Source organism: Winogradskyella sp. PG-2, from assembly GCF_000828715.1.
In the GTDB taxonomy this organism is placed as follows: Bacteria; Bacteroidota; Bacteroidia; order Flavobacteriales; family Flavobacteriaceae; genus Winogradskyella.
Genome location: NZ_AP014583.1, coordinates 1,390,873 through 1,408,201, shown reverse-complemented (window position 1 = coordinate 1,408,201; position 17,329 = coordinate 1,390,873). Strand labels below are relative to the sequence as shown.

Genomic DNA, 17,329 nt, shown 5'->3' with positions numbered 1-17,329 from the left:
TGGATTTAATTCTTTTTAAGCCCCACTTTATGACCAGAAAAAGCATAATATAGAATAATGATGTAACATGGTAATAGAATCCAATACCCATGTGAAGCGGCTTCTGCCATTGCTGGAGCAGCTTCTATTCCGCTAGCAAGAAGTTCTATTTTTTTATTGTCTACCAAAGCACCATAAAGCGGGGGAAGAATTGCTCCGCCAGAAATAGCCATTATTAATAAAGCTGATGCCGTTTTAGTAAATTTCCCTAAGCCTGTTAACGCTAGTGGCCATATCGCTGGCCAAACTAAAGCATTGGCTATACCTAATGCAGCGACAAAAAGAACCGAAGTAAATCCACTGGTAAATACGATACAAAACGAAAGTGTAATCCCTAAAACAGCACTAGCTTTTAAAGCTACAGCTTGACTAATATATTTTGGGATTAAAAACACCCCCAAGGCATAAGTTGCAACCATAGCCATTAAAGTAAATAGAGTAAAGAACTTTGCTCTATCTGCTGGAATATCTAAAGCGATTCCATAAGATATAATTGTATCTCCCGCAATGACCTCTACACCAACGTAGACAAATAAGGCTAAAACACCCAACCATAAATGTGGGAATTGGAATATACTAGTTTTAGATTTTCCCTCAGTTTTTGAGTCTTCAATTGGCCCTACCTCAACCTGCGGTAAAGGCGCTTTTTTTATTAAGATACCTAATGAAAATAGTACAATTGCCATTATAATGTAAGGCATTACCACACTATCAGCCATAGTATTTAATATACTCGCTTTTTCTGCAGCACCAACAGTACTTAATTTATCTTTCATGCCATCAATACCAGACAATAAAATTGCTCCAAAAATGACAGAACCCAGTGCTCCTGCAACTTTATTAGCGATACCCATAATTGCAATACGCTTAGCGGCACTTTCTATTGGACCTAATATAGTTATGTAAGGGTTAGATGCTGTTTGTAATAATGTCATTCCTGCTCCTTGAATAAAAACACCTAGTAAAAACACCCAATATGTTCTTGCGTTTGCAGCAGGAATAAACACCAAAGCGCCTAAAGCCATTATAATTAAACCTAGAGCCATTCCTTTTTTAAACCCTATTTTGTTTATAATGTAAGATGCGGGTAATGCCATAGCAACAAATGAAATATAAGATGCTGAAGCCACTAGATAAGATTGAGCGTCTGTTAACTCATTAATGGTTTTCATAAAGGGAATTAAAGCACCATTAATCCATGTAACAAAGCCAAAAACAAAGAATAAACCTGCAATAATTGCAATAGGAATGAGCGTGTTGTTTTTAGATTGTGAAATAGATTTTTTCATTTTTTTGCTAAGGTTTATGAGTTAATTGTTGTCGTTATTGAAAATACGTTCCTTTGTTTTTTTAAGATAATTTCTACCAATTGGAATTTTTTTATTCGAAATTTCAATTGTATTACCTTCTAAGGCAATAATTTTATTAATAGAAATCGTATAAGAACGGTGTATTCTTATAAAACTAGACTGAGGTAATTCCTCAGTAATAGACGTAAGCGACTTATGCACTACATAGTCTCCTACAGTGGTAATTACTTTTATGTAATCTTTTAAGCTTTCAATAAAAAGAATATCATTAAGGTTTATTTTAATAAGTTTTTTATTGACCTTTAAAAAAATATGTGGTTCTTGTTGTAAATTAGTATCACCACCAACACTATTTACATACATTTGTTGGTAGACTTTATTCATTGTTTTTAAAAACCTATTAAAAGGAATAGGCTTTACTAAATAATCTAACACACTTAACTCAAAACTTTTTACCGCATATTCTCTGTAAGCGGTTGTAATTACAATTAAAGGTTTATGACTGAGATTTTCAATAAAAGAAAAGCCAGTCATTTGTGGCATGTTAATATCTAAGAAAATAACGTCAATTTTTTCTTGTTCTAAAAGAGGGTATGCTTTTAAAGGATTATTAAATGAAGCGACAACCTCTACATGATCAAAATTTTTTAAATGATTTTCTATAACTTCTATTGCAAGCCGTTCGTCATCTATTATGATACATTTAATTTTCATAGAATAGGGATTTTTAAAAATAAGATGTAGGTATCATCCTCTATTTTTGATTCCATATTGAAGTTTTTAGAAAACAAAAGGTTTAATCTTCGTTTAGCATTGCTTAGACCAATTCCTTGCTTATCATTTTGACCCGCATTAGGGTTGAAATTATTTTTCAAAATAAATTCTAAATACTTTTCATCAATAACTTTAAAACTCATATTGATGAAAATATTGTCATTTTCTTTCAAACCATGTTTAAAACAATTCTCAACAAAAGAAAGGAATAACAAAGGCGGGACTTGTACATCGTCAATTTCTCCTGTAATATTCATTTCAGATTCAATTCTATCATTGAATCGCATTTTTTCAATATCTATATAATTATCAATATGTTTTATTTCTTGTAACAAAGTTACCTTTGGGCTATTGACCTCATACAATATGTATTGCATCATATCTGACAACTTTAAGATTACTCTTGGAGCATCATCAGATTTACTTATTGCTAGTGCATATAGGTTGTTTAATGTGTTAAAAAAGAAGTGAGGCTGAATTTGAGACTTTAAAAGGTTTAATTCGGTCCTCAATTGAGCCTTTTGTAGTTCTTCAATTCTTTTCCTTTCAATAATCCAATCAGCAGTTAATTTAATAGTAGACACTAAAGCAACATCATAAATACCAATTAAGAAAACAACTAAAATATGATTGAAAGAATATGCATTTTGGGGCGTTTCTGATTCTGGCCAAACATTTTCATTTATTAACTGATATATGAGTTCAGTTCTAATTACATAGAATATGCAAAGCGCAATAATAAAGTAGAAAATATAACTCGCATATTTTTTTCTCAAAATAAATCTAGGGAATAAATAATAGATATTAACATAAACCAATGCCATGCCAATAGTAACGGTAACAAGATTAGATTTGAATGAGTACCAGTAATCCTGGTAATAACTGCCCCATCGTATTAAATTAAACACAAAGAAGCTTACCCAAAAAATAACATGATATTTTATAGGTATAGTATTGTATTGATTTTTATTGAATATTGAGATAACGACTTCTTTTTGGTTAAAAGTAAAGCAAAAACATTTTTTGCTAAAACCTTAATAATACCCAACAATTTTAATGATATAATAATTAATTAACAATAAAATCACTAATTGTTTATTTTCTAAAATCACTAATGTGCGTTTCTAAGTTGTCTATAGGTAAAATCATGTCGTTTAGATATTTTTTTTCTTATAGAATTTATGTTTAAATACTTTGTGGCTAATTAAATGACAAAACAATCAAATATTATGAAACAAAATTTACGAAGATTCTTATTGTTTTCTTTATTTCTGTTCATTTCGCAATTAACTTTTGCGCAAGAAAAAGATGTAAAAGGAACTGTAACTTCAAAAACTGATGGCTCCCCAATTCCTGGTGCAAGTATATTGGTGAAAGGAACTACTAATGGTACTCAAACAGATTTTGATGGTAATTATTCATTAACGGCTTCGGTTGGTGATATTCTAACAGTCTCTTATATTGGAATGACAACTGTTGAAATTACTATTGGAGATTCTAACACAATCAATGTACAATTGGAAGAAGACGCTACCGCATTAAGTGAGGTAGTAGTAACAGCTCTTGGGATTAAAAAGAGTCGTAAGTCTCTGACCTATTCCGCACAAGATATTGATGCAGATGAACTAAGTAAAGCAAAACAAACCAACCCAGTTAGTAGCTTGTCAGGAAAGGTTGCAGGTTTATCTATTAATCGAAGTGCATCCGGTGCTGGAGGATCTGTGAAAGTTACTTTAAGAGGAAATTCATCAATTGGAAACAACCAACCTTTATATGTTGTAGACGGTATTCCTTTATCAAACCCATCTTCTAGTCAACCGGGAGATACTTTTGGTGATATTAACGGAGGTAATAGAGATGGTGGTGATGCTTTATCATTAATAAATCCTGATGACATTGAATCGCTAACCGTACTAAAAGGTGCTTCTGCCTCTGCATTATATGGTAGTGCAGGTTTAAATGGTGTAATTTTAATTACCACTAAAAAAGGACGTGCAGGAGGATTTAAGGTTGATTTTTCTTCTAACCTAACTGTTGACACTGCCGCTTATGCTATGGACTTTAATGACGAAACACAAAGTAATGTAGATGATTTTTTAGACACAGGGATTACTAATATTAACTCGGTATCTATATCTGGTGGGACTGAGAACGCGCAAACGTATTTTTCATATAGTAACACTTTTGCTAGCGGTGTATTACCTACAAATAGTTTAAAGCAACACACTATTAATATAAGAGAAACAGCAAGGCTTTTTGATGATAAATTGAGATTAAATGCAAGTGTTATGTCATCTACTCAAAACATTAAAAACAGACCAATTTCTGGCCTATATTTTAACCCATTAGTTGGGGCTTATGCTTTTCAATCAGATTCAGAACAGTTGTCTGATTATTCTAATTTTGAATCTTTAGATCCTGCAAGAAATATTATGGCTCAAAGATGGTTTAGAGGCACGAGCGATATTGAGCAAAACCCTTATTGGATAATCAATAGAAATGCTTCAGAAGATAGTAACAAAAAATTAGTAGCATCTTTAAGTTTAGATTTTAAAATTAATGATTGGTTATCTCTTCAAACCAGAGGAACTTATGACAGGTCAGTATTAAATTTTGAAAGGAAAACACATGCTACCACCGAAGCTACTTTAGCTCCATTAAATGGTCGCTATATTGTATTTGAAAATGATTACACTCAGTACTATGGTGATCTTATTGCTAATATTAATACACAAATTAAAGATGGTATTACGGTTAATGCTATTGTAGGAGCAAGTACAACGCGCTCCACAACAGAATCGTTTAATGCTGATTCTGGAACCAATGGTGATTTACAATTCGCAAACGTATTTTCGTTTCAAAACTTTAACGGAGGCCCAACTACAAATTTCAGACAGGACTCATTTGAGACTCGCGTAAATTCTTTATTTGCAAGTGCAACAATTGGATTTAATGATAAGATATTTGTTGATTTAACTGCAAGAAATGATTGGTCTTCTACATTACCACCGGAAAACAATTCATTCTTTTACCCATCAATTGGTGTAACAGGTATATTAAGTGAATTATTTGAATTACCAGAAAATGTGTCTTTTGCTAAATTTAGAGCATCTTATGCTGAGGTAGGAAGTGGTTTTGGTGCAGATCAAATTAATCCTAACGGACAAATACAGTTTGATGGTTCGCCAATAGTTACTCAAGTAAGGCCTTTTCCGGGTTCAACACCAAAGCCGGAAAGACAAAAATCATTTGAAATTGGTACCGAATGGAAGTTTTATAATAATAGATTAGGAATAGATTTAGGCTATTACAATACTAAAACAGTAGATCAATACTATGAATTTGCTACATCGGTAGCTGTAATTGGAGCACCTTCTGCCAGATTAAATTCTGGTGAAATTTCAAATAAAGGTATTGAGGCTTCTATTTTTGCCATACCTATTCAAAATGATGATTTTGCATGGACAACTAGAGTAAACTTTGCCTCTAATAAAAATAGAGTTGAAAAGATATATAATGGTCAAGTATTAGAGGGTTTAATTGAACCTGAATTCTTTACACTTTCTGGCAAAGGCGTAAACACTTTTGGATCTTACCTTGTTGAAGGTGGTTCGTTTGGTGATATTTACGCTCAAGTAGTTAGAAGAGATGCAAATGGTTTGCCAATTGTTGATGTAGATAACACGGACCCAAGTAATCCCGTTTATTCAATACAACAGAATGACGATAATACCGTAGACGGCTTAACTAAAGTTGGTAATGCGAATCCAGATTTCACACTAGGTTGGAACAATTCATTTACATATAAAAACTTTACAATAGATTTCTTAATCGATGGAAAGTTCGGAGGTGAAACTATGAGCATGACCGAAGCTATTGTGGAAGGTTTTAGTAATAACTCAGCTAGAGAGACAGCTAACGGCAATGTTAATGTTGTGGATCAAGGTGGAAATCCATTTACATTATCAGCACAACAATATTATGGTCTTGCAGGTGGTAGAAATGGTTTTACAGGAGAATATATTTATAGCGCAACAAACGTTAGGTTGGCAGAATTTGCTTTAGGCTATAACTTTAATCTAGGAGAAAATTCATTCTTCAACAGAATTAAAGCTTCATTAATAGGCAGCAATTTATTTTTCTTCTATAAAGACGCACCACACGACCCTAATGTATCATTAAGTACAGGTAATGCATTACAAGGAGTTGATGTCTTAGGACTTCCTTCATCTAGAAGCATTGGGCTCAACGTTAATTTAACATTCTAAAAAAATTAAAGAAATGAAAAATATAAATAAAATATTAGCATGTTTTGTTGCATTGGGATTAGTTACTGCATCGTGCAGTGATATAGAACAATTTAATGAAAATGACAGAAATATTACACAAGAACAATTGGAGGTAGATTTTCAGCATGTTGGTTCTTTATATCAACCAATATTTGAGAGTATCTATCAATATTCGCCAGCTTGGTCCTACCAACTTCAGCAAAATTTGAATGCAGATGTATACTCAGGATATCTTACTAACCCTAGACCATTCGTGTCTGGAGCAAACAATACAACATACAGTTTGGTAAGCGGTTGGAACAATTTTATTTGGTCAGTTCCTTACGATAACGTAATGGATAATGCAAAACAAATAAGTGATTTAACTGAAACGGAATTCCCAACATTAAATGCAGTAGCTCTAATATTAAAAGTAGAGGCAATGCATCGTGTGTCTGATGTTTTTGGACCAATTGTATATACTAGTTTCGGTGATTTAGCCAATGCGGGTGTTTATGATTCACAACAAGAAGCATATAATGCATTTTTTGTAGACTTAGATACAGCCGTTGCAGATCTTATGGCGGATATTGATAATGTGAGATTTACAGCATTTGATTTGTCTTATGCTGGAAATAATACTAATTGGGTGAAATTAGCTAATTCATTACGATTAAGGTTGGCAATTAGAATTTCAAAAGTAGACCCGGTAAAAGCTAAAATGGAAGGTGAAAAAGCTTTATCTCAATCTTTAGGATTGATGGAATCTAATGCAGATGGCTTTTTTGTAAATAGCACTTTAGATCATCCATTAGCAACTATTGATAATTCTTGGGGAGATATTAGAATGAATGCTTCAATGGAGTCAATTTTAGTTGGATATGATGATAGTAGGAGTGGTAGTTATTTTGACGCACCAACTAGTGTGGCTGGTGATGTAAAGGGTGTGCGTGGAGGATTACCATTATTACCAGGATATTCAGATGAACTTGCCCAAAAGGCAGATTACATTGGTTTTTCTAGCATTAACGATCAAATACACACATCTAGAGTACAATTAATGACAACTGCCGAAGTATATTTCTTAAAAGCTGAAGCAGCTTTAAGGGCATGGGCTGGAGCGGGTGATGCTAGAACAAATTATGAAACTGGAATTATGACTTCATTTGAGCAACATGGAGCTAGTGGCGCAGCGGCTTATATGGCTGATAATGTTTCTACACCAGCTGATTATGTAGACCCTGTTAATCCTTCAAATAACATTACTGCTTTAAGTAATATTACGATAGCTTGGAATGACGCAGGAACAAATGAGGAAAACCTTGAACGAATTATTACACAAAAATGGATTGCTATGTTCCCTGAAGGGCAAGAAGCGTGGAGTGAATTTAGACGAACAGGATATCCGAAAATATTTCCTGTAGTAAGCAACCAAAGTGGTGGTGTAGTAGACACAGATATTCAAATTAGGAGAATTCCATTTGTGGATAGTGAATTATCAACGAATCCTAATGGTGTCGCTAATGCTGTGACTCTTTTAGGAGGCGCGGACAATGCGGGCACAAGAATTTGGTGGGATACAGGTGGACCAAACTTTTAACAATTTTAGTGTTTTTTTTATAAATATTTATTTGAGTAAGTTGATTGATTAGAAGATATGCGGGAAATTAAATTTTCCCGCTTATTTATCAAAAATTAAAAGAAAAAGTTATTCTAGAATGAAAATAAAAATTAAAGATTATAATAGTATCGCTTTTGCTAAAGCAGGTAAGTTTGAAGAATCTCGATATGAAAAAATTCACAATGTTGTTTTTGATTCTTCATCAGAAGCCTCAATATTAGTAGCGCAAGAAATAGCGGCTTTAATTAGAGAAAAAGAAGCCCTAAACAAGCCTTGTGTTTTAGGATTAGCTACTGGTTCTTCACCGATAAAAGTATATGAAGAATTAGTGAGAATGCACAAAGAACAAGGGCTAAGTTTTGCTAATGTCGTTACATTCAATTTAGATGAATATTATCCAATGGATAAAAGTAATATTCAGAGCTACTATTATTTTATGCATGAACATCTTTTTAATCATGTTGATATATTATCCGAAAACATTAATATCCCTAATGGTTTAGTAAACAGTGAAGATATTTATCAGTATTGCATTGATTATGAATTAAAAATAAAAGAAGCTGGTGGTTTAGACTTTCAACTATTAGGAATAGGTAGAACAGGCCATATTGGTTTTAATGAACCGGGTTCTCATTTAAATTCAGCTACTAGAATTATAACATTAGATCATATTACAAGGATTGACGCTGCACCTACATTTTTAGGAATTGACAATGTTCCTAGAAAAGCAATTACAATGGGAATTGGCACTGTTTTAAGCGCAAAGAGAATTGTGCTTTTAGCTTGGGGAGCAAATAAAGGAAGTATCGTTAAAGAAACAATAGAGGGAGGGGTAAGTTCATATGTACCCGCTACTTATTTGCAAAATCACAACAATACTACATTTGTATTAGACCAAGAAGCATCTGCGGAATTAACACGAGTAAAAACACCTTGGCTGGTGACCTCTTGTGTATGGGACGAATCATTGAAATTAAAAGCTGTGGTTTGGTTGAGTGAATTGCTTAACAAACCCTTTTTAAAACTCACAGACAAAGATTATAATGACAATGGAATGTCTGGCTTACTTACAGAAGAAGGAACGGCTTATGATTTAAATATCAAAATGTTCAATAAGTTACAACACACTATTACTGGGTGGCCTGGTGGAAAACCTAATGCAGATGATACTAATCGTCCTGAGCGTGCAAACCCCAAAAAAAAGAGAGTAATTATATTTAGTCCACATCCTGATGATGATGTTATTTCAATGGGTGGGACTTTTGATAGACTCGTTGAGCAAGGACATGAGGTACATATTGCATATCAAACTTCTGGTAACATTGCGGTTTCTGACGAAGAAGCACTAAAGTTTGCCGAAATATCTAAAGAAATTAATCCAGACTCAGAAGTCATTAACAATATTATAAATTCTATAAAAACTAAACAAGGAAACGACGCTATAGATTCTCTAGATGTTAGAAAATTAAAAGGCTCTATTCGTAGAAGTGAATCGTTGGCCGCAACTAGGTATTTAGGCCTTCCAGACGATAGAGTTCATTTTTTAGACTTACCATTCTATGAGACTGGGACAATTAAAAAGGGTAAGATTTCGCAAGTAGATATTGGTATTATGCACAATTTTATAGATGATATAAAACCGCATCAAATTTATGCAGCTGGTGATTTAGCTGATCCGCATGGTACACATAAAGTATGTTTAGATGCTTTGTTTATGGCTCTAGATGATCTTAAAGTTAAATCTTATATGGATGATTGTTGGGTTTGGCTATATCGTGGAGCTTGGCATGAGTGGGAATCGTATGAAATAGAAATGGCAGTTCCGATGAGTCCTGATCAAGTACTAAAAAAGAGACATGCTATTTTTTATCACCAATCACAAAAGGATGGAGTGATGTTTCAAGGTGGTGATTCTAGAGAGTTTTGGGTTAGAGTAGAAGATAGAAATAGATTGACTGCCAAAAAGTATAACGATCTAGGTCTCGCAGATTATGCAGCAATTGAAGCCTTTAAACGTTACTATTTTTAGTAAGCTTATGAGGCAAGTTTATGTCATATTGGCTTTTATGTTCTGTTTTTCATGTAAAAATGAGAAAACTAAAAGCGATATTGAAGGGACATGGAAAATGATTTATGCAGAAACTAAACAAGGTGACTCAGTAGACATAAAAGATCTTTCAAGTACTGATTTTATTAAAATCATAAATGCATCTCATTTTGCTTTTATTAACCAAGATTACAACAGTGTTGAAAATTTTTATAGTGGAGGTGGAACATATAAATATCAAGACGGTCAGTATGTTGAAACTTTAAACTTCACATCAGTTGAACCGATAAGAAACCATGAATTTCCTTTTACTATAAAAATTATTAGAGATACTTTAATTCAAAAGGGACTAGAAGAGGTTAAAGCTGCAGATATTAAAAGAGAAATAATAGAGAAATACATTAAAGTAAACGAGAACTAATATGAACTATTAAAATGAAGAAAAGATTAATTCTAATAATATTGTGTTGTAGTTTCTTTATCCAAAATATTTGGTCACAAGAGGAAACATTAGAGAAATACAATCTAATGCCGTGGCCTAAACATATTGAAAGTAATTCTGCTAAGTTTATGATTGATAGCAACGTTACGATCTCAATAAAGGGTGAAACCTGCCCTAGAGTTCGTAATGCTGCTATCAATTTTTTAAGACGTTTAGCAAACAAAACAGGAGTATTTATAGATGTTGGGTTTCCTTTAAAAGATACGTCCGCATCAATCGAAATCAGTTTTGATAGTGTTTCAAATCTAACCGTAAATGATGATGAGTCATACAGATTAATTGTAAAGAAAGATAAGGTAACTATTCATGCCATCTCAGATGTGGGAGCTTTGAGAGGTCTAGAAACATTATTGCAATTAGTCAGTCATAATCAAAACAATTATTTTTTTCAAGGAGCAACTATAGCAGACGCTCCACGTTTTGTATGGAGAGGATTAATGATTGATGTCGCCAGACATTTTCAGCCAATAGATGTATTAAAACGAAATTTAGACGCAATGGCCTCTGTTAAGCTTAATGTGTTTCATTGGCATTTAACAGATGATCAGGGATTTAGAGTAGAATCTAAAGTGTATCCGAGATTACAAGAAGTTGCTGCTGATGGATTGTTTTACACTCAAGAACAAATAAAAGACATTGTTGCCTATGCATCTAACTTAGGTATTAGAGTTATTCCAGAGTTCGATATTCCAGGTCATGCATCTGCAATATTAGCTGCCTATCCTGAATTAGGGAGTAAAGATGACTATGATTACAAAGTGGAACGATTTTCGGGTGTTTTTGATCCAACCTTAGACCCATCAAAAAAAGTTACTTACCTTTTTCTAGAAACTTTATTTAGAGAAATCGCTCCATTATTTCCTTATGAATATTTTCATATCGGAGGAGATGAAAATGAAGGAAAACATTGGGATGAAAGTGAAGAAATTCAAGAATTTAAGAAGAAACACAACTTAGAAACCAATCACGATTTACAAACCTATTTTAATATAAAAGTAGAAGAGATTTTAAAAAAATTAGGCAAAAAACTAATGGGATGGGATGAAATTCTAACCCCTTCAATACCAACAACTGCCGTAATACATTCTTGGAGAGGAGAACACGAAGGCTTAGAACAAAGTACACTCATAGAAGCAGCTCAAAAAGGATATCAAGCAGTACTATCTGCAGGATACTATATAGACAGAATGTTGTCTATAGAACATCATTATTTAGTAGATCCTATAGGTGATGCGGCACTTACTAAAGAAGAGCGAAAAAGAATATTAGGAGCAGAAACCACGATGTGGAGTGAGTTAGTTACACCATTGACAATAGATTCTAGAATTTGGCCAAGAACTGCAGCCATAGCTGAGCGCTATTGGTCTCCTAAAAATATAAATGATTTGGTTAGTATGTATAAAAGGTTGAAAGTTATCAATTATCAACTTGAAGAATTAGGCATTAATCATATTAGAAACAAAGATGTAATTCTTAGAAATATTAGTAAAAATGAAGATATTAAATCCCTAAGGGTATTATCTAAAATTTGTGAACCTTTAAAAATATATTCAAGAAATAAAGGTGGTACAGAATATAAAACGTTTTCTCCTTTTACCTTGTTTGCAGATGTTTGCACTGCTGATGCAGAAGATGCGGTTGAATTTAACAATACAGTTTCGTTATTTATTAAAGAAGAAAAGAAAAAAAGTTTACCTAAAATAAATAATTATCTGACACTTTGGATAGAGAACCATGAAGATTTTATTGAGATAAATAAAAATCCAAATACAACACCCTTAGAGCCATTATCTAGAAACTTGTCAGAAACATCGGAATTATTATTAAAAGTTATTTCTAATAAAAAAATCACAAAATTAGAGCATGATAAAATAAGTGCATTGTTAATTGTTCTTGATGAGCCATTTGCAGATACTGAATTAGCAATAGTTGCGTCCCTCAAAAGCCTTTTAACTTATTGCAAAACAAATTATTTAATGCAGTAGTAATTTATGAGAACAAATAGTATTACATTAAAAAATATAGCTTCAATTTTAAACCTGTCTATTTCTACTGTATCTAAAGCTCTAAGAAATAGTTCGGAAATAAGTACTAGGACCAAAAACAAGGTTATAAAAATGGCTAATGCGTTAAATTATAAGCCAAATATTCATGCCTCTGCTTTAAAAAATAAAAGGAGTTACATTTTAGGTATTATACTGCCAGATTTAAAGGATAATTTTTTTCTAGAGTCTTTAAACGGAATCACTGAAGAATCTTCAAGAAATGATTACAAAATTATGGTGTATCAATCGTGTAATGACTATAATAAAGAAGTTAAGTATTCTAACCTTTTATCAAAAAGTAATATTATAGACGGCTTAATTTTTTCTTCCACAAGAAGAAAATTCCGCCCAAAGGAATGTGGTCATTTAGAGAGCTTTATAAGTGGCGGTATCCCTATTATTTATATTAACAAACAAAAAAGAGTAAGTGTAAATAGTTGTCATTACGAAAGAGGGTTTGAAATAGGAAAGAACTCTGTTAAAGAACTTCTTTCTAAAATAAAAGACAATCAATTAAACTTAAGCGCCTAAAGAATAAAAAGTATGTTATTAATAGCCGATAGTGGATCCACAAAGTGCGACTGGATTTTATATAAAAATGAAAATGAGAATCCAATAAGAATTCGAACCAAAGGCTTAAACCCTGCAATTCTTTCTAAAAAAGCACTTAAGACAATTATCAATAATGATATTGAACTTATAAAATATAAAGAGCTAGTAACCTCAATACATTTTTTCGGAGCAGGCTGCGGAACTAAAAAAAATCAAAAGAAAGTAGATAAAGTGTTAACCTCATTTTTTGAGAAAGCAAATGCCACAACAAGTGAAGATATTATGGCCGCTGTGTATGCAACTACTAACGAGCCTGCTGTGGTTTGTATTTTAGGTACTGGTTCAAATTGTTGTTTTTATGATGGTAATTCTGTTCACGTAAAGACCCCGTCATTAGGATATATTGTAATGGATGAAGGAAGTGGTAATTATTTTGGAAAAGAACTTTTAAGGACCTATTTCTATAAGGAAATGCCAGACGAATTAAAGCTTTCTTTTGAAAAACAGTTTAATTTAAACATAAAGAATGTTGTTGAAAAACTATATCAATCTTCTACTCCTAATAAATATTTAGCTGAATTTGCGAGATTTTTATTTGAAAATTTAGATCATCCTTTTATTGAAAAAATACTAATCGAGGGGATGGATCTCTTTGTAGAAAAACATATTATGAAATACGCAGAAGAACTAAAAACGGTTCCGTTATATTTTGTTGGCTCTATAGCATTTCATGGGAAAAAACAAATAGAAATAGTATTAAAAAGAAGGGGCTTAAAGGGCTCTAATTATATTAGAAGGCCAATAGATAATTTATTAAATCACATAAAAACACAAAAATTGCATTAAATTATTATCATAATTATTTTATGAAACTCATACACAAATATGCATTACGCTAAACATCTTTGTTTATTGCTTATTATTATTCTTAGCAGCTGTACTAAAGTTGATAATGAAATCACTATGGCCAAGTTATTTGAAAGAGTGGATAACAATCATACTAATATTCACTTTGCAAATAATGTAACCGAGAATCTTTATTTCAATTTTTTAAACTATTCCTATATCTATAATGGTGCTGGTCTAGCGGTTGGTGATATTAATAATGATGGTTTAGATGATTTATATTTTTCTTCAAATCAAGAAACCAATAAACTATATATAAATAAAGGAGGTCTAGAGTTTAAAGACATAACCGCAAATTCCAATACTGAAGATGATAATGGTTGGACTACTGGAGTTTCTATGATAGATATTAATAACGACGGGTGGTTAGATATTTATGTGTGTAAATCGGGATCCTTAAACAACCATGAGCTTAGAAAAAACAGACTTTACATTAATCAAAAAGACGAAACGTTTATAGAAAGTGCTTCAGAATATGGCTTAGATCATTTTGGGTTTTCTACTCAAGCCTATTTTTTTGATTATGATAACGATAATGATTTAGACATGTATTTGGTAAATCATCGTCAAGATTTTAGAAATAACACACATATTGATCCACGACTACAAGAAACTAAGGAACCTTATAGTTCAGATCAATTATTTAGAAATGATGGCAATCATTTTTCCAACATTACAAAAGAGGCTGGTATAGAAAATAAAGCTTGGGGACTTAGTGCTTCTATAGGAGACTTTAACAATGACAATTTCTTAGACATTTATGTAGCTAACGATTTTTTAGAGCCTGATTTTCTTTATATCAATCAAGGAAACGGTAAATTTAAAGATGAGATACTAAGCTATTTTAAACATATTTCTACTAATAGTATGGGGTCAGATTTTGCAGACATCAATAACGACTTAAAACCTGATTTAATTGTTTTAGATATGTTGGCAGAAGATCATATTCGTAGTAAGGAGAATATGGCAGCAATGAGCACAGAAAACTTTAATTTATTAGTCAGTGCTGGGTATCACCATCAGTACATGTCTAACATTTTACAGCTTAATAATGATAATAGTACTTTTAGTGAGATAGGGCAATTGGCTGGAATCGCTAAAACCGATTGGAGTTGGGCTCCTTTAATTGCAGATTTTGATAACGATGGTTTTAATGACTTATTTATCACTAATGGTATTGAAAATGACCTTTCGAATCAAGATTTTAGAAATCAGATGAAAGCTAATATTCAAAACCGTAAAAAAGTATCCTTAGATGAAGCCATTAATATGATGCCGTCTACGAAACTGAGCAACTATGCGTTTAGAAATAACAAAGACTTAACCTTTACCAACAACTCAAAAAAATGGGGATTAGACGCTGAGATTAATTCTTGTGGAGCAGTATATGCCGATTTAGATAATGATGGCGATTTAGACCTAATTATTAACAATCAATCTGAGGAAGCCTCTATTTACAGAAACAATACAAACAATAATTATATCACATTTTCTTTTAAAGGTCCAGATAACAATCCTTATGGAATAGGGACAACAGTTAACATTTACTCAGGGGGGCTACAACAATCTAAGACACTTTTTGTTGGTAGAGGTTATCAATCATCAGTAACCAATAAGTTACATTTTGGGTTAGAGGAAAGAACAAAAATTGATAGTGTAAAGGTAACCTGGCCAAATAGAAAGCAACAACTAATCACCGTTGTTGAGGCTAACAGAAGTCTAAGTCTAAACTATAAGAATGCAATAACCTCTAAGAATCAAAAAATAAAATCGAACACCCTGTTTGAAGCAATAGACCCAATCACAATCGGAATAGACTATGAACAAGTAGAAAATAAGTTTGACGATTTTAATTTGCAACTATTACTGCCTCAAAAGCAATCAGAAGTTAGCAGCCCTATGACTGTTGCCGATATTAATAATGATGGTTTAGATGATTTTTTTGTAGGGAATTCTAAAAATGAAAAAGCATCTCTTTTTATTCAAAAAAATGACGGACAATTTGAAGGCAGTAATGAAGCTTTGTTTGAATCTGATAAAATATATGAAGACACTAATGCTAGATTTATTGACATTGATAATGATAACGACCTTGACCTTTATGTTACATCTGGCGGTTATGAAATAGAGCAAAACAGCCCGTTATTACAAGATAGACTTTACATAAATGACGGGAAAGGAAGATTTAAAAAATCAAATAAATTACCGAACATTTTCTCTAACACTAAAGGTATTACTAGTGCAGATTACGATAATGATGGAGATATGGACATTTTCGTTGGGGGTAGAGTGAAACATGGAATGTATCCACTATCAGACAAATCATATTTACTTGAAAACCAAAATGGCAAATTTATAGATGTTACCTCTGACCGTATTAGTGAGATATCAGAATTAGAAATGGTAAATGAGGCTGTTTTTACTGATTATGATAACGATGGTGATGCAGACCTTATAATCGTTGGGGAATGGATGTCCATTACCATATTTCAAAATGATAATTCTAATTTCCAAAAGCGAGAACTACAAGAATTAAAAGATTTAAACGGTTGGTATCAAACCATCAAAGAAGTAGATTTAAATAAAGATGGGCTTAAGGACTACGTTATAGGAAATTGGGGTGAAAACAATAAGTTTCATCCAGGCAAAGAAAAACCACTTCATGTCTATGCAGATGATTTTGACGATAACACATCTATAGATATAATTCTTAGTAAAGTGTCAAAAACCGGAGAGTTAATTCCCGTCAGGGGTAAGCAATGTTCTTCAGAACAAAATGCATTCATAAATTACAAAATCAAGACTTATAAAGAATTCGCAGCTTCAAGTATTATTGATATTTATGGTGAAAACGAATTGAGCAAGGCAACACATCTAACAGCTTTTCATTTCCAATCAATTATTTTAAGAAACAAAGGAGATGGTCATTTTGAGATTGAAAATCTACCCAAGCACGCTCAATTTAGCCCTACTTTAAGTATAGAAACACATGACCTTAATAATGACGGTCATATAGACATTTTTGGTGTGGGTAATGTGTTTGATGCTGAGGTAGAAACTATTCGTTATGATGCTTCAAAGAACTATGTCTTGCTAGGGGGGGATGATGATGATTTCAAGTTTATAAATGATGCTAGTTATTTTAATAATAGTGAAGCAAAAACTATTAAAAAGATTGTAATCAATGATCAAGTACATTTTATAATTATGAATAAAAATGATTCATTAAAAATACTAAGACTAAAAAATCAGACATAAAAGACAC

11 protein-coding genes are annotated in these 17,329 nt (G+C 32.4%); 8 read left to right on the top strand and 3 right to left on the bottom strand.

What is annotated here, in order from left to right; all coding sequences use genetic code 11:
• Positions 1–5 precede the first annotated feature (5 nt).
• Genes WPG_RS06165 through WPG_RS06155 form a run of 3 tightly spaced genes read right to left on the bottom strand, consistent with a single transcriptional unit; the run spans position 6 to position 2,899 of the window.
• Positions 6–1,328, bottom strand: coding sequence for a sugar MFS transporter (locus WPG_RS06165; RefSeq protein ID WP_045470534.1), 1,323 nt, complete (start codon positions 1,326–1,328; stop codon positions 6–8).
• 21 nt (positions 1,329–1,349) lie between these two features.
• A complete protein-coding gene (locus tag WPG_RS06160; RefSeq protein WP_045470531.1) occupies positions 1,350–2,063 on the bottom strand; it encodes a LytR/AlgR family response regulator transcription factor in 714 nt (237 codons plus the stop codon).
• Complete coding sequence (locus WPG_RS06155; RefSeq protein ID WP_231850263.1) at positions 2,060–2,899, bottom strand: sensor histidine kinase; 840 nt, start codon at positions 2,897–2,899, stop codon at positions 2,060–2,062. The genes WPG_RS06160 and WPG_RS06155 overlap by 4 nt, the downstream gene beginning before the upstream one ends.
• Positions 2,900–3,352: 453 nt before the next feature.
• Here WPG_RS06155 and WPG_RS06150 point away from each other — a divergent pair, with 453 nt between their 5' ends.
• The 8 genes from WPG_RS06150 (at position 3,353) to WPG_RS06115 (ending at position 17,322) form a co-directional block, all read left to right on the top strand.
• Positions 3,353–6,391 (top strand): TonB-dependent receptor domain-containing protein, encoded by a 3,039-nt coding sequence (locus WPG_RS06150; RefSeq protein ID WP_045475270.1) that lies wholly within the window; start codon positions 3,353–3,355, stop codon positions 6,389–6,391.
• A 13-nt stretch (positions 6,392–6,404) separates the two neighbouring features.
• Positions 6,405–7,991, top strand: a complete 1,587-nt coding sequence (locus WPG_RS06145; RefSeq protein ID WP_045470527.1) for a RagB/SusD family nutrient uptake outer membrane protein — start codon at positions 6,405–6,407, stop codon at positions 7,989–7,991.
• A gap of 118 nt (positions 7,992–8,109) precedes the next feature.
• Positions 8,110–10,041, top strand: a complete 1,932-nt coding sequence (nagB, locus tag WPG_RS06140) for a glucosamine-6-phosphate deaminase (protein ID WP_045470525.1) — start codon at positions 8,110–8,112, stop codon at positions 10,039–10,041.
• 7 nt (positions 10,042–10,048) lie between these two features.
• Positions 10,049–10,480, top strand: a complete 432-nt coding sequence (locus tag WPG_RS06135; RefSeq protein WP_045470523.1) for a hypothetical protein — start codon at positions 10,049–10,051, stop codon at positions 10,478–10,480.
• Positions 10,481–10,494: 14 nt separating this feature from the next.
• Complete coding sequence (locus tag WPG_RS06130; RefSeq protein ID WP_045470520.1) at positions 10,495–12,546, top strand: beta-N-acetylhexosaminidase; 2,052 nt, start codon at positions 10,495–10,497, stop codon at positions 12,544–12,546.
• Positions 12,547–12,552: 6 nt separating this feature from the next.
• Complete coding sequence (locus WPG_RS06125; protein WP_052471171.1) at positions 12,553–13,137, top strand: LacI family DNA-binding transcriptional regulator; 585 nt, start codon at positions 12,553–12,555, stop codon at positions 13,135–13,137.
• A gap of 12 nt (positions 13,138–13,149) precedes the next feature.
• Entirely contained in the window at positions 13,150–14,004 is an 855-nt protein-coding gene (locus WPG_RS06120) for an N-acetylglucosamine kinase (protein WP_045470518.1), read from the top strand.
• Between the two features lie 117 nt (positions 14,005–14,121).
• Positions 14,122–17,322, top strand: a complete 3,201-nt coding sequence (locus WPG_RS06115) for a VCBS repeat-containing protein (RefSeq protein ID WP_231850262.1) — start codon at positions 14,122–14,124, stop codon at positions 17,320–17,322.
• The last annotated feature ends 7 nt before the right edge of the window (positions 17,323–17,329 follow it).